Raw genomic sequence first — 22,663 nt, forward strand, 5'->3', positions numbered from 1 at the left:
ATTCTTCATTTTTTTCGTCTCTTAATTACGAAAACATGTCTTTTACCTTCTCAAAAAATGATTTATCCGAGCTTTCTGGTTTTGGAGAAAAATGGTCATCATCTTTCATAGCTTCAAAAAACTCCTTCTGCTGTTTACTTAAAGTTTTCGGTGTCCAAACATTTACGTGTACCAGTAAATCACCTTTTCCGTAACCATTGATACTGGGGATTCCTTTACCTCTTAAACGTAAAATCTTGCCTGACTGCACGCCCGCTTCAACCTTAATGCGAACCTTACCTGTTACTGTACTTATTTCCTTTGAAGTTCCTAAAACAGCCTCAGGAAAACTTACATACAAATCGTAATGTAAATTATCGCCTTCGCGTTGCAACTTATCATGGTCGGCTTCTTCAATCACAACAATTAAATCTCCAGAAATGCCATTACCAGGAGCCTCATTTCCTTTACCAGACACCTTAAGTTGCATACCATCTACCACACCAGCCGGTATTTTAATAGAAACCGTTTCTTCTGCTACTTTTAAACCTTGAGCATCTGCATCGCTAGGCTTTTTATCAATAGTTTGACCAGCCCCGCCACAGACGTTACAAGGTGCAGAGGTTTGCATTCTACCTAAAATAGTATTGGCAATTCTGGTTACTTGCCCACTACCATTACAAGTAGAACATGTTCTATAAGTAGTTCCAGGTGCTTGAATTTTTCGCTTTACCTTAACCTTTTTCTCAACACCGTTCGCTACTTCTTCTAAAGTTAATTTAACACGAATACGCAAGTTACTTCCTTTAGTTCTTCGCTGGCCACCGCCACCACCAAAACCTGAGAAACCACCGCCAAAGCCCCCACCGCCAAAAATATCTCCAAACTGGCTAAATATGTCGTCCATATTCATGCCACCGCCACCAAAGCCACCGCCACCATTTTCAAAGGCTTGATGACCAAATTGATCATAACGGGCTTTTTTGTTGTCGTCACTCAATACTTCGTAAGCTTCTGCTGCTTCTTTAAATTTAGCTTCAGCTTCCTTATCATCTGGGTTCTTATCTGGGTGAAATTCTATGGCTTTTTTTCTGTAAGCCTTTTTAATCTCTGAAGCACTAGCTCCTTTACTAACTCCCAATACTTCGTAATAATCTCTTTTAGCCATAATATAAATTATTGTCCGATAACAACTTTAGGGAACCTAATTATTTTTTCGCCTAAAACATATCCCTTCTCAACCACATCAATTATTTTTCCCTTTAAGTCGTCACTTGGAGCAGGTATTTGAGTAATGGCTTCATGTTTATCAGCATCAAAATCGCCCCCTTTTTCAACTTCCATGGCTTTTAGGCCTTCTTTTTCCAAGGTACTTACTAATTTTTGATAGATTAGTAACACGCCTTTTCGTAATTCTTCGGCTTCTTTATCATCTTCAATATGGCTTAATGCGCGTTCAAAATCATCTAGAATAGGCAGTAATGTTTTCATCACGCCTTCGCTAGCTGTAGCAAATAGCTCAATTCTTTCTTTCGATGTTCTTCTTTTATAGTTTTCAAATTCTGCAAATAACCGCAAAAACTTGTCTTTTTCTTGCTTTACTTCTTCTTGAAGTTTCTCCTCTGCGGTCTGCTCTTCAACCTCAAGAGTTTCATTTTGAACCTCTTCAACTTGCTCTTTTTCTATAGTACTTTGTTTATCCTTTTTACTCATTGTAAATACAATTTTTGCAATCTTATAATCAGTTGGCAAAAGTACTGCCAATATTGTAAAAATGTCATAATGTCACACTTTTTTTTATACCATTATTTTGTTTAATAAATATTTTATTTTGTAAAACAAAATAGTTATTTTAGGCGTTGAACTTAAAATTTAATTCATAATGACAAAAAACATTGCAACACTTTTGTTTACTTGTTTCATCACGCTCGGCCTATCTGGCTGTAAAAACAACGCAAAAGAGGCCACAACTAACGAGGCAGAAATTATAGAAACGACAAAAAAAGAGATCAAAGCAGACGTGTATAATGCCAATACCGCAGCTTCAATAATAGAATGGAAAGGATCTAAGCCTACAGGTTCACATCACGGAACCATATCTATTAAAAATGGTGCCTTAGAGATTAATGACGACCGAATCGTAGGGGGTGCTTTTAACATAGACATGCATTCAATTATTGTAAAAGACATACCTGTTGAAGATGAAAAAAATGGAAAGCTTTTAGGCCATCTTAAGAGTCCTGACTTTTTTAATGTTAATGAGCATCCTTCTGCAACTTTCATTATTACAGGAAGCCAAGTAATGGAAGGAAAAACCATGTTATCTGGGAACTTGAAAATTAAAGAAATTGAAAATAATATCACCTTTCCTGCCGTTGTTAATGTTTCGGATAATGAAACAACACTCACAAGTGATTCGTTTTCTATTGACAGATCTAAATGGGATATAAAATACGGTTCAAAATCATTTTTTGATAATCTAGGCGACAAGTTTATCAATAATGATATTGAACTTAAAATAGCGGTTATTGCAACAAAGCCCTAAAATATAAAAGATACTTACCTCCAAACCACTTTGCATGAGCAAAGTGGTTTTTTAGCACTAATAAGAATACAAATATTTAAAAAAAGTAATACTTTCGTTTTTAGCTTAAACAAAACATATTTATAAACAGACGTGAGAACCACTTTATAATGACCAATCAAAACCTTTTGATAACATTTATAGCCATTCTAGCTGGTTTAGGGCTTACAGACTTAATTCATAGTTTTCATAGATTATTGCGCAAACGAAAAGTTATAACCTGGCACTGGATTCCTATTGCTCACACTTTTATGGCATTTCAAGCCATGATTATTATCTGGTATAATATACAACCTGAATTAAATTCCCCCTTAATTGAAACTAGCTTAGGTTTCTTCTTTTGGCTTATTCCAATTATTATAATTCTATTAGTTATGCTAGCAGTTTTACCAGACCAAGAGCCAGAAGATGGTTTTAACCTTTTAGAATGGTACTTTGGCCAAAGGCAATACTATTTTACGCTCCTTACTCTTTTTTCAATATCGTACACGTTCAATCGTTTTTTAATGTTTGAACATAAATCTGCTTGGTTTTTGCCACTTGTATTATCTATTGTTTACATTATTTTAGCCCTTGTAAAAAACTATTGGGTACATGTTATTCTAACTTTAGGGCTGCTTTCCTTTTTTATGCTAAATTTCTTTCTTCAAAACATTGGTTATGTTTAGTTGTATAAAAATGAATCCTTAACCATAAATAAAACAATAAAGACCAATTTTAAACTACCCTCCGAACCATTAAACAAAGACCAAACGCTCTTAAGAATAAAACAAATATTAGAAAGCTAGCCCAAGTCTAGTTATTTACAACTTAAATTTAAAGGTCTTCTCTCTGTAAATTTTGTAATGCGAGAGCCAAATGATGATATTCAAAATTAAACCCCTTATTTTCAATTTTTTTCGAGCTAACTCTTTGGCTTTCAAATAAAATAATGTGCATAGCGCCAAGAATAGATTTCATAAAAAACTTAGGAATGTTGGGCATAAAAAAAGGCTTATTTAAAACTTGAGAAACCGTTTTTACTAATTCCTGATTAGAAACGGGATTTGGAGCAACCCCATTAAAAACACCTGTAATCTTCTCCCTTATCAGGTACAAAAACATATCTGCTAAATCTTTAATATGAATCCATGATTGCCACTGTTTACCACTCCCAAAAGCAGCCCCTAACCCAAACTTTACTGGTCTAGAAATTTCATGCAGTGCACCTCCTTTATTAGACAGGACCAAACCGATCCTAATTTTAGAAACCATAATTCCTAACTTTGAAAACTCATCAACTTCATTTTCCCATGTCTTTACGACTTCACCTAAAAAAGTAGTACTTGGCTCTTTCCATGATTCCTCATAGTAATTAGTGTAAGAATCTGGATAAAAACCAATAGCACTAGCCGACACAATTTGTTTTATTGAATGAGATTCCCCTTTTAAAGCGTTAACAAGCAATCTGGTTGATTGTACCCTACTGTTAATAATTTTAGCTTTGTAATTAGGCGTCCATCTTTTTGAAACCGATGCTCCAGCCAAGTGAATAATAGCATCAACATTCTGGAAACAATTAGAATCTAATTCTGCAATATTCGGGTTCCAATAAAAACCTGTATACTTATCATGCCGTTCTATTTTGGATTTACTTGTTGTTAAATAACTAACTGCAATATCTTTCTTATGACAGAGTCTCACAATTTCCTTACCCACTAGTCCCGTAGCCCCAGTAATTAAAACTCTCATTTACTTTTTTCTTTAAATTTACAAAAACAAAAGAGGGCTTTCTAAGGTTTTATATTAGGTTTAACAAAAAACAACCTCGTCAGGTGTCATCTTTTTAAAGCCCTAAGCATTTCTCTTTTTCCTGGAGGTCCAGGTAAACGTTCAACAATAAAACCAACACTTTGCATCGCTCTACGCACACTTCCTTTTGCCGAGTAGGTTACCAAAACTCCATTTACTCTTAGGGCATTATACATCAACTCAAAAATTGCTTCAGTCCATAAACTAGGTTGAACCCTAGCTCCGAAAGCATCAAAATAAATAAGATGATACTTACCTGTGTCGTTTATTTCATTGAAAAACTTCTTTTGCTTTGTTAAGAAAAACTTTTTACCTAGTGGGTGCTTCATTCCCCATGAGCAGTCGTGCATACTTTCAAATACATTGATATGGTCTTCTGCTTCAAGCTGATTCACATAATTTAGTTTAGAAATCTCACGCTTGGGAACAGGATAGGCTTCAACCCCAACATAATCTATGTTGCATACAAGGTTTTCTGATTGCAAAAATGTAATAAAAGCATTTAAACCCGTACCAAAACCAATTTCAAGAATTGATATCTCATGGCTCCTTCTCAACATGGCATTTTCGGCACTCACATAATCCAAGCCGTATTTAATAAACACATGAAAAGCCTCTTGAATAGCTCCATGCTTAGAATGGTATTGCTCATTCCATTCTGGGATATGAATCGTTGTAGACCCATCGGAAGTGATAATAATCTCTCGTTTCAAAATGCGATGACCTTGATAGATATGAAGTTTAAATTCTTCCTTAAAGAAGAATACGTGATTTGTTGTAAATATAGCATTTTTTAAAATCCATTTTACTTAAATTTGTACAATAAAATTACGAGACTATGAGTGCTATAATCAAGGATATCGAGATTATAAAGGCAAAAACTACAAAAATCAATGATGTAGATTTTGACAATTTAAAATTTGGACATGTGTTCTCGGATCACATGTTAGAATGCGATTTTAAAGATGGCGAATGGCAAGCACCAAAAGTGGTCCCTTATCAAGCGATTACTTTGGATCCCTCATCTAAGATTTTCCATTACGGACAGTCTGTATTTGAAGGTATGAAAGCCTATAAAGACGCCCATGATAAAGTCTGGTTATTTCGTCCTTTAGAAAATTTTAAACGACTTAATATTTCATCTAAACGCTTAGCTATTCCAGAACTTCCGGAAGACTATTTTATGGAAGGTTTGAAAGCATTACTTGAAATTGACAAAGATTGGATTCCTACAAATGATGGAAGCTCTCTATACATTAGACCTTTTGTTTTTGCCTCAGGAAATGGATTTCATGCCTCTCCTGCCGACGAATATAAGTTCATTATATGTACCGCACCCTCTGGAGCTTATTTTGCAGGAGAAGTAAGAGTACTTATCGAAGAAAAATATTCAAGATCGGCTAACGGAGGTGTTGGATTCGCTAAAGCCGGAGGTAATTATGCAGGGCAATTTTACCCGACACAATTAGCTATAGAAAAAGGATATCAGCAAGTTATTTGGACAGACGATAATACACATGAGTATATTGAAGAGGCTGGTGCCATGAATATTTTTGTTAGAATTAATGACACCTTAATTACAGGACCAACCAGCGATAGAATTCTTGATGGTATTACCAGAAAAAGTATTATTGAACTTGCTAAGTCTGAAGGTATAAACGTAGAGGTAAGAAAATTAAAGGTTAGCGAGGTTGTTGAAGCAGCAAAAAATGGTTCATTAAAAGAAATGTTTGGAGCTGGTACTGCCGCAGTTATATCTCCTATTTCTGGTTTTGGATACCAAGATAAAGATTACGACTTACCTAAATTGGAAGACACCTACGGACAATTTTTGAAAAAACGAATTACCGATATACAAACAAATAAAACGACCGATCCCTTTGGTTGGAGGTTTGAAGTCAAATAAAAAAAAGGAGCCGAATAGCTCCTTTTTTTATGTTCATTTCTTAATTCTCTAGTATCTTTTGAATGTTGGGTTTAAAATAATTTGGCCCTTTTAACACCTTCCCATCTTCCCTGTAAATAGGTTGTCCATCTTCGCCAAGCTTACTCATATTACTTTGCTGAATTTCTTCAAACACTTCTTCTATTTTATGTTGTAAACCATGTTCAATAATGGTTCCGCATAAAATATATAGCAAGTCACCCAAAGCATCTGCTACTTCTACCAAATCATCGTTATTGGCCGCCTCAAGATATTCTTCATTCTCTTCTCGCATTAGTTTGTATCGCAATAAATTCTTAGCCATCCCTAAATCGGCTTTTGGATTTTCTCTATGCCCAATTTTAAATGCCGTATGAAACGCTTTTACTGCTTCAATCTTATTCTTCATAATGTAGTATTTCATTAAATTTGCATAAAAATAACCATATGTTCAGTAAAGGTCAAATCATTTTCGGCGTTTTATTTTTTATTGTTTTTGCCATTATTATAGGCTTCATGTACAGAAAAGATTTAAAACTGCATAAACAGTTTTATAAGGGAAGTATATGGATGCTTATTGCTTTTATAACTTTTATTTTATGTATTTCGGCTATTAAGTTTTTGTTCAACTAAGCTTTATTACTCTTTATTAATAGTAACGAAAACAATCTTCTATTTTTTTTATTTTTCTCCCAAGACCGTACATAGCGAGCCTACTTGTTCTGGGACTTGCGGCCATTCCATAAAACGAATTTGCATTTTATCGATAAAAAATATACTTTTGTCGATGAATTATTTTTTTTACCATGAAGCATTACCGTCTCTCCCTCATTATTTTGGTAATGCTGTTGTTAGTAGAAAGTATGATCCCTTCTTTGTTAATTGATGGATTTAAAAAGAAGAAATCGCCTAACTAATAATGATGGTGTCTAAAATGTTCTCCCAAATAGCTATTAATCGACTAAACCTAATTTTTATGAAATTCTTTAAACTTTTAGCAATTACTATCGTTTTTTCTATCCTTTCTTACTCATGCAGCAGTGATGATTCTTCAAACAATAATGAAGGTATTGATTTGGCAAATGAACAAAATAAGCAAGAAGCGCTTAGTATTCCTATCTCTAATCTAGAATCGGGCATTATTATAGATGGTGCCTCCACAAACTTAGGAAGCCCTCCTACTCCCAACAGTAATTTAAACTTAAATGTTGCAAGCAATCAATTACCAGCAATTCAAAACGTAGGGTTTAATTTAAGATTTTCAACCACAGAAACCCAAGTAGCCGGAGCCTACTTGCAAATTACTGATACAGAAAATAAAGCAACATCAAGTTATTTTGATATACCTATGTCTAGCTTTGAACAAGCAAGACGCTCTAGAATTAAAAAAACACAGAAAAGCCCGTTTTCAAAAAACGATTTTACTGTTGAAGAAGGAGCCTACCAAATAAATATTGACTTTAATGATGCTTTTCCTCCCGGAAAGTTTTGTGGTGTTCTTTGCATTTATGATAACGAGAACAATATAAGTCAACCCATTACAATATGCGTGGAAGTTGAAGCTTGGGGAGGAAACAATGCGCTTGTAGGAACTTGGATAGAATCAGGGATTTCTGAAGAGGATGACACAACCCAAGTAATATGCAATAATAACTCACAAATTAATGTACCATACGATCAAATAATAAGAGAGGAAATCATTGCTACTTTTTCTGCAGATGGTGGCTTTGAGGTATTCAATGACGAGGAATACAAAATACTTGATTATACTTCCACGGCCGAAACGTGTTCTGCTTCATATTCAAGCGACATCATTCAGGACAAATATAGAGAAACAGGTAAATGGGCCTTTAACGAAACAGAGAATACCTTATCTATAGTAGCTTTTTCATATACTGATCTTATAAATCCTGGAGAGAGCGAAACTATTCCTGAAGGCGAATTGCTGCTCCAAAGTGCTAAAGTTCAAATTAATGGAGACACATTAACCTTAACAGAAACCTATACTCAAGATGGAGAGGATTATATTGAAATTATCACCCTAAAAAGAAAATAGAACGAAATATGGATATTGGTAAAAACATCTCTAAAGACAAACTTTTTTACCAAGATCCATTTTGCCTTTATTTTTCACCCCTTCTTGACTAGGAAAATGCTGAATAAAACTGTTATATAAACAAATATATATTTTTAACGCAACCTTTTTTAAGGTATTGCGTCTTAACTATAACAACAAAAGAAACTAAACATGAAACTATTACTAATTGTAAGCGTGCTTATTATAGTAAATTTATTGCTACTAACTTTTAGCGTAAACAAAAAAACAGAGCCCTGATTAAGCAAAGCCCTGTTTTTTTATTATAAGTTATTCCTTATTTAGTTTACCTCTGGCAAAAAATTATAGTTCTTGCTATAGTCTAACATTTGATTACTAAAGGTTTCTGGCTGATTGATTTTAATAGCGGTTATCTCGCCTTCATCATTTTTTTCTGCGACTAAAACTGGATTCACAAACCCTGAATACGGCGGTGAATTAAACTGCTTGTTTCTTTCTAAGACCTCTGCGTGAATATCTTGGTCTACTTTAACACCGTAATTTTCTACTAACTCCTGTACGGCCTCATAATCGCCCTCAGATTTAATACGCTGTGTTTCCCTTAGAAGTTCACCAAATAATTCACGAAGCTTAGAATAATCGTTAATGTTAAAGTAAGTCTTACCATTTCTAGTTACTTTTTCTATCACATTATCTGTTTGTCCTTTGTCAAAAACCCATGCCGAAATCCATTGTCTATTGCGCATATGGGCCTCTTCAACATCATCTCCAAGGTTCAGTCTAATCAATTGCGTCATTAAACCATTACGAATATAACCGTCGTAAGCTGCCTTGCCAACAGACTCCCAATTGTCAACCAAGCCTAGTTCCTGTAATTTCGTATCATATAAATAATAAAGCGCCACTAAATCGGCTCTACCTTCTTCTAAGGTAGATGCATAATTTTTTAAAGTCTCTTTTGTCTCTCCTACGCCCGGATTTAATTGCCCTGATGCATGACCAATAACCTCATGTAATGCTGTATGCAATTTGTCTGCTAATTGACCATAAGCTTCTTCCAACTCTAACTCTTCGCTGTCATGAACAAACTCTTTTAGTCTACCAGATGCCCCAGAATTATTGTAAGCTTGAACGATATTTCCTAATGAAACCGATTTGCTACCAACAGCCGCCCGTATCCAGTTGGCATTAGGCAAATTTACACCAATAGGCGTGCTGGGCGAGGCATCTCCTGCTTCTCCTGCCACATTAACAACTTTGTAAGTAACCCCAACTACATTTTTCTTTTTATGCGCATCCATTAAAGTAGAATTATCTTCAAACCACTGCGCATTATCAGAGAGCACCTTCATTTTTTTAGACATATCAAAATCATTAATCTGCACAATACTTTCGTAAGAACCTCTATAACCTAAAGGATCATTATATACTTCAATAAAACTATTGATGTAATCAATATTTCCTTTGGTGGCACCCGTCCAAGCAACATTATAATCGTCCCAAGTTTGTAAATCACCTGTTTTATAATAGTCTATTAAAAGCCCCAAAGCATCTCCTTGCTCTTCATTTTCGGCTACGCCTTGAGCTAATTCTAACCAACCTATAATCTTGTCAATAGCAGAACCGTAAAATCCGCCTGACTTATATACACGTTCTTTTAAAACCCCATCCTCCTTGACAAGTTGAGAGTTTAAACCGAACGACAAAGGCTTTTCAGGATTAGGAGATTGTTTTGCCTTGTAAAATGAAATAACATCTTCATTGGTTACATCTGGTCCATAAAAATTAACTGCTGAGTTGCCAACATTATCAATGCCTTTAGACTGATCTACCTTCTTTGAATCTTTCTCATTAAAAATCACATCAAACGCTTCTCCTTCTAAAACAGTATTAGTTTGAGTTAATAAACTGGACAAATAATTAGCTGTAAAGTCCGGTTTTATTTTATCATTTGAGTAGTGATGATGAATACCATTGCTAAACCAAACACGTTTTAAATATGTTTCAAAAGCTTTCCACTCCTCAGAAGTTTTATCCCCTTGGTAATTAGAATAAATGTTTTCAAGCGCTTTTCTAATAGTAAGATTATGCCTGTAATTTTGATCCCACATAATGTCTCTACCAGATAAACCTGCCTGAGTTAAGTAATACACAAGCTTTTGCTCTTTTAACGTTAATTTGTCCCAACCTGGAATTTGATACCTAAGCACCTTTATATCAGCAAATTGCTCAACATTATAATTAAACGCCACCTCCTCTTCTTGAGTAATAGTATCTTTTTTGATAGTTTTCTTAGCGTCGGTGCAAGACCAAAGTAAAGCACCAACTAGTAGTAAATTAAAAATAAATTTTAGTCGCATTTTATTTAAAATATGATTTAGTTACTTATAATATTCAAGCCAAAAAGATAAAATCAATTGTATTTTGTAGCCAAAATTAGATATTTAACTACTAAATAATCGCCATTTTGCATGCAAATGTAATAATTTAATAACAATAAAGTTTTAAAAACCTATATTTGATATGTTAATATTCAATACATATCCAATGAAAGCCTTTAAGTATATTGTTTTTTTATTATTGATCATTATTATTGGTTTAGCTATTTACATTGCCGTTCAACCCAATGAATTTGATTTTTCAAGAAGTAGAGTTATAAAAGCACCAAAGTCTATGCTTTTCAGTAAGGTAAATAACTATAAAAATTGGCCTAGCTTTTCTCCTTGGATTGAAAAAGAGCCTTCAGCGACATTAACCTATGGAGAAACAACATCTGGTGTTGGTGGCAACTATTCTTGGAATGGTGAGATTTTAGGCGAAGGACGCATGACAACGCAGGCTGTAGAAGACAATATATCTATTTCTCAAAACATTCAATTTATAAAACCTTTTGAGTCTGAATCTGATATTAGCTGGACCTTTGAAGATACAAATGAAGGCACTAAAGTAACCTGGGCCATGAACGGCAAGCAAGACTTTATGACCAAAATGTACACTACTTTTGCTGGATCTATTGAAGAGAATACCGCTCCAGATTTTGATAGAGGTCTTTTTAAACTAGATAGTATAGTTCAGGCAGATATGAAAGTATACAGTATTGCAATAAACGGTGGTACCGAACATAGTGGCGGGTTTTATATTTACAACGCGACCTCTTGTAAAATATCTGATCTTGCCTCGAAAATGCAGGAAATGCTTCCAAAAGTTGGCAACTATGCCTTTAGTAACAATTTAAAAACCGCAGGAGCCCCTTTTGTTAATTATCATAAATGGGACGAAGCTAACAATGCTGTTATGTTTTCTTGCTGTGTGCCAACAGTAGAAAAAGTAATTTCGTCTGAACCAGACATTTTAACAGGACAATTAAAACCTTTTAAAGCAATAAAAACTACATTGAAAGGTGATTATAATAACTTAAAAGAAGCTTGGGATTCAACAATGAAGTATATTCCTGAGAACGGTTTTGAAATTGATGAAGATGGACCGATGCTTGAAACTTATCTTACTGACCCCATGAGTACTCCAAACCCTGCAAATTGGATTACCGAAATCTACATTGCTATTAAATAGTTTTATGAAACAACTTATACTGGTTTTTGCGGGTGGAGGACTAGGGAGCGTGCTGCGCTATATTATTGGAAAAGTTCTCAATAATGCTGAAACAGGTATTCCCTATGGAACGTTTTTAGCAAACATTTTAGGAAGCCTGTTTATTGGACTTATATTAGGATTTGCAGCTAAAAATGAAGCGCTCACTCAAAACCACACCTTACTTTTAGCTACCGGGTTTTGCGGTGGTTTCACTACCTTTTCAACCTTTGCTTATGAAAACCATGTGTTTTTAAGATCTGGCGACTTTTTAAGTTTCGCCGTTTATACTATTGCCAGTTTTATTGTAGGTTTTTTAGCTGTTTTTTTAGGAATGTATTTGGTTAAATAAAATTAATCGACCAATGATAAAATTTTTTCGAAAAATTAGGCAAAAGCTACTCGCTCAAAGTAAATTTAAAAGCTATTTATTTTACGCAATTGGCGAGATCGTTCTTGTGGTTATTGGAATATTAATTGCTCTACAAATTAATAATTGGAATGAACACAATAAACTAGAAACAAAAAAACAAGAATACTTCTTTCAACTACTAGAAGACTTAAAAAAGGATAAAGAATTTTGTCATATAACAATTGAGAGGTTTAAAGAAAATAGAAGAGCATACAAAGATTACGTTCAGGAGTTTTACACCACTAAACTATCACCTGAAATGGTTTACAGCAAACTTTTAGCTTTAAGCAGACCATCTACTAATATAGTTTTCAACCAAAGTACTATAGAAACACTTCAAAATAGTGGAGAAATTGCACTTATTCCTTCTAACTTAAGAAATAGATTAATAGATTTAAGACGCTCTCAAAATCGGATTGTAAATAATTCAAGATTCAATAATAACGGAAAAAATAATATTTTACAGAAAACGTCTTTACTGATTGGAAATTTTGAGCTTGAAGGTAGAATTGAAAAGCAGCAAGAATTAAAATCATTTTTCAATTTAGATCATAATCGAAAAGAAATAATTTTGGGAATAGAAGCGATGCATGCCTGGAAAAGTTTTTCGGAAAAAACCACTCTAACACAGTTAGAAGATTTGCTAAAGCAAATAGCCATTATTGAAGACCTAATAAATGAGAGCATAAAAAATTAGCGAAACCAAAACTGCATTATAAACCTATTAAAGTAAATTAGGGGCTAAAACAGTGATTTAAATGAAATAAATAGGAAAAATTAGTGCTTCTTAAAAGCCTTTACCCCCGCCTCAATTCTTAATTTCAGATAATTTTCTCTTGGCACTATAGGACACGAGTACTTATCATTATAGGCGCAATATGGGTTGTAGGCTGAATTAAAATCTATTAACATGGTGTTTCCCTTTGGAATTCTGGCATCAATATAACGTCCACCGCCATAGCTATCCAGACCATTAGTTTCGTCTAAAAAAGGCAGAAACAAATAATCTTCGTAACCTTCTTCATGCATTAAATTCTGATTTTGGTAAATGTTAAGCCGAAACTCCTGCTCCTTTAAGCGAAATGTTAACTCTCCATATTTTAAATACAGGGGTAACCTATCTGTAGTTGTCTTCATTTCAAACGGTTGCTCCTCGGGTGTTCTTTTAAAATGTGCCTTTACAATATAGGTTGAATCAAACCTAAAAAAATCAAGTCCTTCAAAATGCTTCCTATCCTGCTTTTTAAGCGGTGAGGTGGTCACATCTTTATATTCAGCATTTATTTTACGTTGAAATTCTGTCTCGCCTCTTACAGGTCTTTTCTCTTGAGCGCAAGACATTAAAACCCCTAATATAATTATAGGAAGAATATAGGTTTTCTTTAGCATAAGCTTCATTAATTAAGATTCGAATTATAAGATTTGAGGAGTGCATCACCTAAATTCTCCATGTCCCCTTCCTGAGATAAACTCCTTATTTTATTGCCATTAAAATCACCTTTTAAATATAATGCCGAAGTTACCTCTTTATCACTTTTAAAAATTAGAATATCAGATACCACCGTTCCTTTCTCTATAATTGAAATAATTTGAGTATGCTCTAAAGTATGCTTTCTAAAAACATCTGTATATCGGCGGTTAGTAACCCTATTCATTTCTTCTATTAAATCGGCTCGTTTTGATTCATTTGTCTCTTCAAATTTGATATACTTAAAATCTGAAATATTTCCTATGGCCTTATCTATTTCGGGAGATACCGTTCCTATTAAAGTTTTTACAATTCTTGGAACCTGAAATGATGTCGTTCCAAGATCTGATTTGTGATTATTATAAAAACTATTAAAACTTGGTCCGCACGACACCACCGTTAAAAAAAGGATAAAAACATATAAAATTCTCTTCATTATCAAATAAATATCTACTTCAAAAATACAACTTCAAAATATTTTGACTAGCTTTGAACTTTCAAAAAGAAACAAAAATGCGTCATAACGTCACAATTTATAAAAAACAATCGACCTCTTTAATGAGAAAGAGTCGGACTTGTCTTGTATTGTGTTGATGTGAACTATTATATTACAATATCTTAAAGTCCGACCTAACCGTCGGACTTTTTTGTTTTTATCAGCACCTTGTTTTTTTAACTAAATCCCTTTTATGAGCAAAATCTTTTATTAAACAAACCAATGAAAACGCTATTTAACAACTATCTTAACACCTTTAAAGGCCTCTCCAAAGAGGTATGGTGGCTTTCTCTAATTACATTAATTAATAGAGCAGGTACCATGGTCATTCCCTTTCTGTCCTTATATCTAAATAAAAGTTTAAACTTTTCATTTAATGATATAGGCTGGGTAATGAGCGCCTTTGGTTTAGGGTCGGTTTTTGGTTCTTGGCTAGGCGGAAAACTAACGGACATTATTGGCTATTATAAAGTCATGGTTTCTAGTTTATTGATAACAGGTGTACTTTTTATTACGCTTCAATTTTTATCGACATTCGAAACTTTCTGTATTGGTATTTTTCTTGTTATGCTGGTTGCAGACAGTTTTCGTCCTGCCATGTTTGTTGCTTTAAGTGCCTATAGTAGACCAGAAAATAAGACAAGATCTGTTACATTAATAAGACTTGCCATAAATCTTGGGTTTTCAGCTGGTCCTGCTATTGGTGGTTTTATTATTACCATGTTAGGCTATGGCGGTTTGTTTTGGATTGATGGTATTACTTGTATTGCTGCAACTATGGTTTTAATAAAGGTTTTAAACCCTAAAAAAACGAAAACTCTAGATGATGTAACCGTTAATCATCCTAAATCGGCCTATACAGACAAGGCTTTTTTAATATTTTTAGTTGCTATGGTGATATTCGGTATTGTATTTTTACAATACTTTTCGACTATGCCCTTATACTACAAACACGTTCATATGTTAAGTGAATTGAATATTGGTATTCTTATGGGTATGAATGGCTTTATAATCTTTGTTTTTGAAATGCCTTTAATTAAATGGTTAGAAAACACAAATTTTACGAAAACGGGATTGATGCTTTTTGGTGGCATACTAACAGGACTAAGTTTTATCATTTTAAATATCACATCTTGGTCGGGTGTTTTAGTAATAGGTATGCTTCTCATGACTTTTGGAGAAATGATTGCGTTCCCTTTTTCTAATGCTTTTGCCATGGATAGAGCAAAAAAAGGAAATCAAGGTGAATATATGGCTTTGTACTCCATCGCGTTCTCTATGGCCCATATTTTTGGACACAATGCAGGAATGCGAATGGTGGACTCTATTGGTTTTAATAACACTTGGTATATAATTACCCTACTTGCTGGACTTTGCGTATTTTTACTCTTCATTTTGAGTACGTATTTAAACTCAAAAAAGAAATTAAAAATTGCAAAGCTTTGAGTAAAGAATTAGATATTGTTATTGTAGGTGGTGGACCTATTGGCATTGCTTGCGCCTTAGAGTGTAAAAAAAGAAACTGGACATACGTGGTAATTGAAAAAGGAGCGCTAACCAACTCCTTATTCAACTACCCAAAAAACATGACCTTTTTCTCAACATCCGAAAAGCTTGAGATTGATGACATTCCTTTTATTAGTAATAACCCTAAACCAAACCGCGATGAAGCCTTAGAGTATTACAGGAGAGTTACAACAACAAACAACCTAAATATTCATTTGTATGAAGAGGTTACATCTATAAACAAGGAAAAATCCAAGTTTACTACCATTACAAGTAAAACTTCTTACCACTCAAAAAAGGTTATAATTTCTACAGGGTTTTATGACATACCAAAACTATTAGATGTTCCTGGAGAATCATTAGACAAAGTAAGCCATTATTATAAGGAAGCGCACCCATATACCTTACAAGATGTTATTGTGGTAGGAGCCAGTAATTCCGCGGTCGATGCAGCCTTAGAAATTTACAGAAAAGGCGGAAGGGTAACTATGGTAATAAGAGGCGAAGAAATTGGAGATCGCGTAAAATATTGGGTGAGACCAGACATTATTAACCGCATTGAAGAAGGCAGTATAACAGCTTATTATAACGCTAATATAGTGTCTATTTCAGATCATGAGGCGACCATACGAACTCCGAACGGAGAAATTACGATTCCTAATGATTATGTTATTGCTTTAACCGGATATCTCCCGAACTTTAAGCTCTTGACAGATAACCATATTGAGCTTTCTAAAGATGATAAAATGATTCCGAAATACCATTCAGAAACCATGGAATCTAATGTAAAAGGCTTGTATTTAGCAGGTGTTATTTGTGGAGGTAAGGAAACTCATAAATGGTTTATAGAAAATTCGCGAATGCATGCTAAAAAAATAGCATTACATATAGAAAAGTCTTTATGATATGAATTTAAACCAAATTACTGTCCCTTCTTTAAACATTGAAAAGGCTACAGAATTTTACAAAAAATTAGGCCTACTATTAATTGTAGATGCACTGCCTAGATACGTTCGGTTTAAATGCCCAGATGGAGATAGTACGTTCTCGATTCATAAGGTAGATGATTTACAGAGTAATAATAATCTGCAAATCTACTTTGAAGACGATCAACTAGATCAAAAAGTAAAGGCGCTTCAAAAGAAAGGAATTCAGTTTACAGAATTACCTAATGATAAGCCATACTTATGGCGGGAGGCAAGATTAAAAGATCCCGATGGAAACCATTTAGTTTTATACCATGCCGGTGAGAATAGAAAGAACCCGCCTTGGCGCATTAAACAATCATGAAAAAATGAAAGATTATTTGCAACTCTAAATATTAGAAAACACTCTTTTTAGTGTGCAAAACACGTTAGGTCATAGCGAATCCTATAAGTTTACAGCGGCGTTTTACTTTTACAAATATGATTACTAAAATATATCTAGAAAACACTTACTGATGGATTTGGCTATAAATTGTTATCTACATATATCCACTTTTTTATTTATACAACCAAACTAAAATTTACTTCATTGGAATCACTTCTTTTTGTTTAACAACGCGAGACAACACTATTTGTGTTTTTGATTCACCATAAGAAATGAGTTGATCTATAAAGGTTTCCAAATGCTTTTGATTTTTTAAAACCACTTCCATAACAATGTTTTCATCGCCTGTTATTCGGTAACAATTTATAACCTCATCAAATGTTTTTACTTTTTCAAGAAAAGGCTTTAGCTTGCCCATAAAAGCTCTTAATGTAATAATAGCTTTTAATTGGTAGCCTATTTCAAACGGCGATACAATGGTTTTGTAGCCTTCAATAATACCTAAATCCTCCATTTTTTTTATGCGCTCAGAAACTGCCGGCGAACTTATACCTACTTGCCTACCAATTTCGGCATTTGAACTTCGTGCATTCTGTTGAAGACACTTTAAAATCTTGGCATTAATGGCATCGACTGTCATTTTAAATAAATTTAACTATTATTAATTAATATTTAAATCAAAAATACAATTTTACTTTCATAATTAAAGTAAAGTTTCGTGAGTTGTTCCTAATTTTGAGGAAATTGCTTAAAGAAATTAAAAGATGGCTACTAATACCCCACTAAATCTATCGGAATTACCGATTTACCAAAAAGCCTTGGAGATTTTTGCGTTATCTCAAAATATTTCTGTGTATTTGAATCATGATTTATCAAGCCTAAAACCTGATGGTTCAGAAGATAACAATATCTATTTTTCAGGTGATATTGTTCAACAATCCGTTTCTTTAGTTCCAGAAATTGTAAATGCTGAATTAGAAAGGCATTCAGAAAGAAAACATAAACATATTGCCTCACTAAAAAAATTAACCAATCGACTTTATAAGAATTCTTATAGGCTAGAACGATCTAATAGCAATGGTAAAGATTTTTTACCAATTTTAAGAAGTGAGTTAAAAAAGTTTAAAAAGCTTCAGAATACTTGGATGTTGACGTTATAATATTCTTATAGCTTTTCATACTTCTCACCACAAGCTTCTATACAAGTGTACCATAGTATTAACCCGCCATCTAAAGGGAAATCAAAGTAAATATTTCTTGAGCCAAACTCACAAGTATCTGGTTTTATAATACCATCATGATTCGCGTCATTCGAGCTATCACTCACAAGCTCAAATGTACCAGTTTGCTCTGAGTTAGTATTCGTTGTCATATAACACATACTTCCATTAACTTTTACCTCACCATCACTAAAAAACTCGAGAACCTTATCACTTTTAACGGCACTAAACACGCCGCTACCATCACCTGGATCGGTTAATTGTGCCGTAAGCCTCCATCGACCTATTAATTCTCCATTTTTATCTGTTGATAGATTGTTACCTGAAGAACAATTAACCAGTATAAAAGATAAGAAAACGATAATAATACGGTTCATAGTCATGCAAAATTTGTATGCCAATAAGATACTTTATTCTGAGAATGGTTGCGCCAGATATGGACGAAAAACAAAAAAAACCCAAGTAAAGTTAATCTTGAGGTTCGTTTGCTATTAAGTTCTCCAAAGGTTAGTATATATTCATTCTTTGTTTAAAGTTTATGGCACTGCCTTCCGATAAATAATACTTCTCAGACTTTACGGTGTAAACCAACCATTCCAAAAAATTATTGGACTGTCGTTTAAATTTGTATTTTAATGTAGCTTTCATAGGTATAATGTTTTTTGGGTTAAACAATACTTAGTTATTAGCTTGATTAACATCAATTTACACCTATTAATCTCATTTCATAAAAAACAACCTATTTATTGGATTAATTACTTATATCCACCTTTAAGATGAAAAAAAAAGCAAAAAACACGGGTCAAAACACCGCTATTACACAATTCTTTTACATATTTCGCCTGTATTGCCCGCCAACTTCAAATAACGCCTCTGTAATTTGCCCTAAAGAGCATACCTTACAAACCTCCATGAGCGCTTCAAATATATTCTCATTGTTAATAGCCTTAGTTTGAAGTTCTTTTAACAAACCCTCTGTATTATGAGTTTTATGTAAGTTTTGTAAAGTTTTAATCTGAAATTCTTTTTCGGTCTCTGTGGCTCTAATAACCTCCGAAGGAAGCACCGTTGGGGATCCTTTGCTACTCAAAAACGTATTCACCCCAACAATAGGGTATTCACCATTATGTTTTAAAGTTTCATAATATAAACTCTCCTCCTGAATCTTACTTCGTTGATACATGGTTTCCATGGCTCCTAAAACGCCTCCTCTATCGGTTATTCTATCAAACTCTAGTAAAACCGCTTCTTCAACTAAATCTGTTAGTTCCTCAATAATAAAAGAACCTTGAATAGGATTTTCATTTTTAGTTAGCCCTAGCTCTTTATTTATTATAAGTTGAATAGCCATGGCTCGTCGAACAGATTCTTCGGTAGGGGTAGTAATAGCCTCATCGTAAGCATTGGTATGTAAAGAGTTACAATTATCATAAATAGCATAAAGCGCTTGCAACGTGGTTCGAATATCATTAAAGTCAATTTCTTGAGCATGTAAACTACGTCCTGAAGTTTGAATATGATATTTTAACATTTGAGCTCGTGCATTAGCTCCATACTTATGTTTCATTGCTTTGGACCATATTCTTCTTGCTACACGACCTATTACTGCATACTCAGGATCAACCCCATTTGAAAAAAAGAAGGATAGATTAGGACCAAATTTATTAATGTCCATGCCTCTACTTAAATAATATTCTACATAAGTAAACCCATTAGATAAAGTCAATGCCAATTGGGTAATAGGATTTGCGCCAGCTTCTGCAATATGATATCCAGAAATAGAGACAGAATAAAAGTTTCTAATGTTATTGTCTATAAAATAGGACTGTACATCTCCCATTAATCTAAGCGCAAATTCGGTTGAGAAAATACATGTATTCTGTGCCTGATCTTCTTTTAGAATATCAGCTTGAACTGTACCTCTAACCTGAGCTATGGTCTTAATTTTTATATCCTGATAAACAGCCTCCGGCAAAACCTGATCTCCAGTAACACCAAGAAGCATTAACCCTAAACCATCATTCCCCTTAGGTAAATCCCCATGATACCTAGGCCTATCCTTACCTTTATAAACGGACTTTATTTTACCCTCAACAACATCTTCTAACCCATTTTCTTTAATATAGATTTCACACTGCTGATCTATAGCCGCATTCATAAAAAACCCAAGAAGCATGGGTGCTGGCCCATTAATAGTCATACTCACAGAAGTTAAAGGATGTGCCAAATTAAACCCAGAATACAGCTTTTTAGCATCATCCAAACAACATATGGAAACACCTGCATTTCCTATTTTACCGTAAATATCAGGTCTATAATCTGGATCATTTCCATAAAGTGTTACACTATCAAAAGCTGTTGACAATCGCTTAGCTGGCACTCCTTTACTCACATAATGAAACCGTTTATTGGTGCGCTCTGGGCCACCCTCGCCTGCAAACATTCTAGCAGGATCCTCTCCTGTTCTTTTAAAAGGGTATAATCCAGAAGTAAAAGGAAACTCTCCCGGAACATTTTCCTGTAAGCACCATTGCAACACATCTCCCCAAGCTTGATATTTTGGAAGAGCCACCTTAGGAATTAAGGTATGAGAGAGCGACTTCGAATGTGTTTCAACTTTAATTTCTTTCCCTCTAACCTGAAAAGTATAGATTGGATTTTTATAAATACTTACTTTCTCCTGCCAACCCAAAATAATTTCCCAATTGTAGGGGTTTAAATCTAATTTAGCTTTGTCGAACTCAGCAATTAACAAGTTTACAAAATCAAGACTATCGTTTGAAGCCTTGTTAGTAATAGCTTCAGCTTCCAAACCATGCTTTGTTAAAAACAAATTTTTATCTTCATTATTCGACGTGCCAATTACGGCACAAATGGTTGTATAAATACCAAAAAGCTTTTGAGCAATTTCAACTTGCTTTTTGGTATCATTATCATAGGCCCTGTTATTTTCTGCTATTTCGGAAAGGTAACGCGTTCTCGATGGGGGAATGACATGAATCTTTTCGGACATTTCTTTTGAAATAACATAACCAGATGTTAAGTCTCCCATTCCTTTGGCATCAAGCGTATCCATTACTGCTTTGTACAAAGCATTCATACCTGGATCATTAAACTGGGAGGCAATGGTACCAAATACTGGTAATGCTTCTTGAGGGGTATCCCATAACTGATTATTACGCATATACTGTTTCTTCACATCGCGCAAGGCATCTAAAGCCCCTCTTTTATCAAACTTATTTATGGCCACCAAGTCTGCAAAATCCAACATATCTATTTTTTCTAACTGGGTTGCAGCTCCAAACTCTGGTGTCATAACATACAGTGACACATCGGAGTGTTCAATAATCTCAGTATCAGATTGGCCGATACCTGATGTTTCAAGAATAATCAAATCATATTCAGCTGCCTTTAATACCTCAACAGCTTCATTTACATGTTTAGACAGGGCTAAATTAGATTGTCGTGTAGCCAAACTCCGCATGTAAACTCTGCCTGTGTTAATGGCATTCATTCTAATTCTATCGCCTAATAGGGCGCCACCTGTTTTTCTTTTTGATGGATCTACCGAAATAACACCAACAGTTTTATCTGTAAAATCAGATAAAAACCTTCTTATCAACTCATCTACTAAACTAGATTTTCCTGCACCACCTGTTCCTGTAATTCCTAATACAGGTGTTTTAGAAGTCTTGTTATTTTCATGAATCTTGCTCATTATACTTTGAGCTACTTCTGGAAAATTCTCTGCAGAAGAAATTACTCTGGCGATATCGCCTACCGATTTTTGTTTTAAAGTTTCAATTTTAACATCAAGCTCAGCTCCAATGGCAAAATCAGATTGCTTCACCAAATCATTAATCATACCTTGAAGCCCCATTTCCCTTCCATCATCTGGAGAATAAATTCTAGTTATACCATAAGCCATTAACGCCTCAATTTCAGAAGGTAAAATAACGCCACCGCCGCCTCCAAATATTTTTATATGAGATGCGCCTTTTTCTTTTAGCAAATCGTACATATACTTAAAATATTCGTTATGCCCGCCCTGGTACGACGTTAAACAAATCGCATTAACATCTTCTTGAATAGCCGTATTAACAACTTCTTCAACACTCCTATCATGCCCTAAATGAATAACCTCTACGCCAGTCGCTTGAATAATGCGTCTCATAATATTTATGGAGGCATCATGACCGTCAAAAAGTGAGGCTGCAGTTACTATACGCACTTTATGTTTTGGCTTATAGGGTTTCGATTGTATCATTCGTAAAGATTATTGGAATTTCGCAATGCAATTTAAGAAATATTCAAAAAATTCCAGCATT

Annotated in this window: 23 protein-coding genes; 11 read left to right on the plus strand and 12 right to left on the minus strand. The window is 34.2% G+C overall.

Annotation, left to right across the window (positions count from 1 at the left end):
• Positions 1 to 25: 25 nt before the first annotated feature.
• Both dnaJ and E5D58_RS00385 read right to left on the minus strand, forming a co-directional pair.
• The gene (gene dnaJ, locus E5D58_RS00380) at positions 26 to 1,147 is read right to left on the minus strand and encodes a molecular chaperone DnaJ (RefSeq protein ID WP_136479851.1); all 1,122 of its coding nucleotides are present in this window, start codon (positions 1,145 to 1,147) and stop codon (positions 26 to 28) included.
• A gap of 8 nt (positions 1,148 to 1,155) precedes the next feature.
• Positions 1,156 to 1,692, minus strand: a complete 537-nt coding sequence (locus E5D58_RS00385; RefSeq protein WP_136479852.1) for a nucleotide exchange factor GrpE — start codon at positions 1,690 to 1,692, stop codon at positions 1,156 to 1,158.
• Positions 1,693 to 1,861: 169 nt separating this feature from the next.
• Between E5D58_RS00385 and E5D58_RS00390 the strand changes: the two genes are divergently transcribed.
• Positions 1,862 to 2,524, plus strand: coding sequence for a YceI family protein (locus tag E5D58_RS00390; protein ID WP_136479853.1), 663 nt, complete (start codon positions 1,862 to 1,864; stop codon positions 2,522 to 2,524).
• A gap of 167 nt (positions 2,525 to 2,691) precedes the next feature.
• Positions 2,692 to 3,231 carry a hypothetical protein gene (locus E5D58_RS00395; RefSeq protein ID WP_136479854.1) on the plus strand — a complete coding sequence of 180 codons (540 nt, stop codon included), beginning with the start codon at positions 2,692 to 2,694 and terminating at the stop codon, positions 3,229 to 3,231.
• 148 nt (positions 3,232 to 3,379) lie between these two features.
• Here the strand turns inward: E5D58_RS00395 and E5D58_RS00400 are convergent, their stop codons facing one another.
• Entirely contained in the window at positions 3,380 to 4,294 is a 915-nt protein-coding gene (locus tag E5D58_RS00400; protein ID WP_136479855.1) for a TIGR01777 family oxidoreductase, read from the minus strand.
• 86 nt (positions 4,295 to 4,380) lie between these two features.
• Positions 4,381 to 5,067: a tRNA (5-methylaminomethyl-2-thiouridine)(34)-methyltransferase MnmD gene (gene mnmD, locus E5D58_RS00405; RefSeq protein ID WP_136479856.1), complete on the minus strand. Its 687-nt coding sequence runs from the start codon at positions 5,065 to 5,067 to the stop codon at positions 4,381 to 4,383.
• Between the two features lie 125 nt (positions 5,068 to 5,192).
• On the opposite strand from mnmD, the gene E5D58_RS00410 reads away from it, so the two are divergent.
• Positions 5,193 to 6,260, plus strand: coding sequence for a branched-chain amino acid aminotransferase (locus E5D58_RS00410; protein ID WP_136479857.1), 1,068 nt, complete (start codon positions 5,193 to 5,195; stop codon positions 6,258 to 6,260).
• Positions 6,261 to 6,300: 40 nt separating this feature from the next.
• On the opposite strand, the gene E5D58_RS00415 is transcribed toward E5D58_RS00410, so the two are convergent.
• Positions 6,301 to 6,687, minus strand: a complete 387-nt coding sequence (locus E5D58_RS00415; protein ID WP_136479858.1) for a pyrophosphohydrolase domain-containing protein — start codon at positions 6,685 to 6,687, stop codon at positions 6,301 to 6,303.
• Between the two features lie 567 nt (positions 6,688 to 7,254).
• Here E5D58_RS00415 and E5D58_RS00425 point away from each other — a divergent pair.
• Positions 7,255 to 8,334 (plus strand): hypothetical protein, encoded by a 1,080-nt coding sequence (locus E5D58_RS00425; protein ID WP_136479860.1) that lies wholly within the window; start codon positions 7,255 to 7,257, stop codon positions 8,332 to 8,334.
• 320 nt (positions 8,335 to 8,654) lie between these two features.
• On the opposite strand, the gene E5D58_RS00430 is transcribed toward E5D58_RS00425, so the two are convergent.
• The gene (locus E5D58_RS00430) at positions 8,655 to 10,694 is read right to left on the minus strand and encodes a dipeptidyl-peptidase 3 family protein (RefSeq protein ID WP_136479861.1); all 2,040 of its coding nucleotides are present in this window, start codon (positions 10,692 to 10,694) and stop codon (positions 8,655 to 8,657) included.
• Positions 10,695 to 10,881: 187 nt separating this feature from the next.
• Between E5D58_RS00430 and E5D58_RS00435 the strand changes: the two genes are divergently transcribed.
• The 3 genes from E5D58_RS00435 to E5D58_RS00445 are packed head-to-tail and all read left to right on the plus strand — an operon-like array spanning position 10,882 to position 13,031.
• The gene (locus tag E5D58_RS00435; RefSeq protein WP_136479862.1) at positions 10,882 to 11,904 is read left to right on the plus strand and encodes an SRPBCC family protein; all 1,023 of its coding nucleotides are present in this window, start codon (positions 10,882 to 10,884) and stop codon (positions 11,902 to 11,904) included.
• A gap of 4 nt (positions 11,905 to 11,908) precedes the next feature.
• The gene (gene crcB, locus E5D58_RS00440; protein ID WP_136479863.1) at positions 11,909 to 12,274 is read left to right on the plus strand and encodes a fluoride efflux transporter CrcB; all 366 of its coding nucleotides are present in this window, start codon (positions 11,909 to 11,911) and stop codon (positions 12,272 to 12,274) included.
• 13 nt (positions 12,275 to 12,287) lie between these two features.
• A complete protein-coding gene (locus E5D58_RS00445; RefSeq protein WP_136479864.1) occupies positions 12,288 to 13,031 on the plus strand; it encodes a DUF6090 family protein in 744 nt (247 codons plus the stop codon).
• Between the two features lie 80 nt (positions 13,032 to 13,111).
• Here E5D58_RS00445 and E5D58_RS00450 read toward each other — a convergent pair whose 3' ends face one another.
• On the minus strand, positions 13,112 to 13,732 hold the full coding sequence (locus E5D58_RS00450) for a DUF1684 domain-containing protein (protein WP_235835804.1): 621 nt from the start codon (positions 13,730 to 13,732) through the stop codon (positions 13,112 to 13,114).
• Complete coding sequence (locus E5D58_RS00455; RefSeq protein WP_136479865.1) at positions 13,732 to 14,238, minus strand: DUF4252 domain-containing protein; 507 nt, start codon at positions 14,236 to 14,238, stop codon at positions 13,732 to 13,734. The genes E5D58_RS00450 and E5D58_RS00455 overlap by 1 nt, the downstream gene beginning before the upstream one ends.
• A 282-nt stretch (positions 14,239 to 14,520) precedes the next feature.
• Here E5D58_RS00455 and E5D58_RS00460 point away from each other — a divergent pair, with 282 nt between their 5' ends.
• From E5D58_RS00460 to E5D58_RS00470, 3 genes are read left to right on the plus strand one after another with little or no spacing between them, the layout of a single operon-like run.
• Entirely contained in the window at positions 14,521 to 15,744 is a 1,224-nt protein-coding gene (locus E5D58_RS00460) for an MDR family MFS transporter (protein WP_136479866.1), read from the plus strand.
• On the plus strand, positions 15,741 to 16,709 hold the full coding sequence (locus tag E5D58_RS00465) for a YpdA family putative bacillithiol disulfide reductase (RefSeq protein WP_136479867.1): 969 nt from the start codon (positions 15,741 to 15,743) through the stop codon (positions 16,707 to 16,709). Before E5D58_RS00460 ends, E5D58_RS00465 begins: the two co-directional genes overlap by 4 nt.
• A 1-nt stretch (position 16,710) precedes the next feature.
• On the plus strand, positions 16,711 to 17,094 hold the full coding sequence (locus E5D58_RS00470) for a VOC family protein (RefSeq protein ID WP_136479868.1): 384 nt from the start codon (positions 16,711 to 16,713) through the stop codon (positions 17,092 to 17,094).
• Between the two features lie 217 nt (positions 17,095 to 17,311).
• Here E5D58_RS00470 and E5D58_RS00475 read toward each other — a convergent pair whose 3' ends face one another.
• A complete protein-coding gene (locus E5D58_RS00475; RefSeq protein WP_136479869.1) occupies positions 17,312 to 17,755 on the minus strand; it encodes an Lrp/AsnC family transcriptional regulator in 444 nt (147 codons plus the stop codon).
• Positions 17,756 to 17,879: 124 nt separating this feature from the next.
• Between E5D58_RS00475 and E5D58_RS00480 the strand changes: the two genes are divergently transcribed.
• The gene (locus E5D58_RS00480) at positions 17,880 to 18,275 is read left to right on the plus strand and encodes a hypothetical protein (protein ID WP_136479870.1); all 396 of its coding nucleotides are present in this window, start codon (positions 17,880 to 17,882) and stop codon (positions 18,273 to 18,275) included.
• A gap of 5 nt (positions 18,276 to 18,280) precedes the next feature.
• On the opposite strand, the gene E5D58_RS00485 is transcribed toward E5D58_RS00480, so the two are convergent.
• The 3 genes from E5D58_RS00485 to E5D58_RS00490 all read right to left on the minus strand — a co-directional run bounded on the left by E5D58_RS00485 (position 18,281) and on the right by E5D58_RS00490 (position 22,602).
• On the minus strand, positions 18,281 to 18,712 hold the full coding sequence (locus tag E5D58_RS00485) for a hypothetical protein (RefSeq protein ID WP_136479871.1): 432 nt from the start codon (positions 18,710 to 18,712) through the stop codon (positions 18,281 to 18,283).
• 130 nt (positions 18,713 to 18,842) lie between these two features.
• Positions 18,843 to 18,983, minus strand: coding sequence for a hypothetical protein (locus E5D58_RS14900; RefSeq protein WP_168796602.1), 141 nt, complete (start codon positions 18,981 to 18,983; stop codon positions 18,843 to 18,845).
• 181 nt (positions 18,984 to 19,164) lie between these two features.
• The gene (locus tag E5D58_RS00490; RefSeq protein WP_136479872.1) at positions 19,165 to 22,602 is read right to left on the minus strand and encodes a methylmalonyl-CoA mutase family protein; all 3,438 of its coding nucleotides are present in this window, start codon (positions 22,600 to 22,602) and stop codon (positions 19,165 to 19,167) included.
• Positions 22,603 to 22,663: the final 61 nt, after the last annotated feature.

Origin of the sequence: Cognatitamlana onchidii (genome assembly GCF_004804355.1) — a bacterium.
GTDB classification, from domain to species: Bacteria; Bacteroidota; Bacteroidia; order Flavobacteriales; family Flavobacteriaceae; genus Cognatitamlana; species Cognatitamlana onchidii.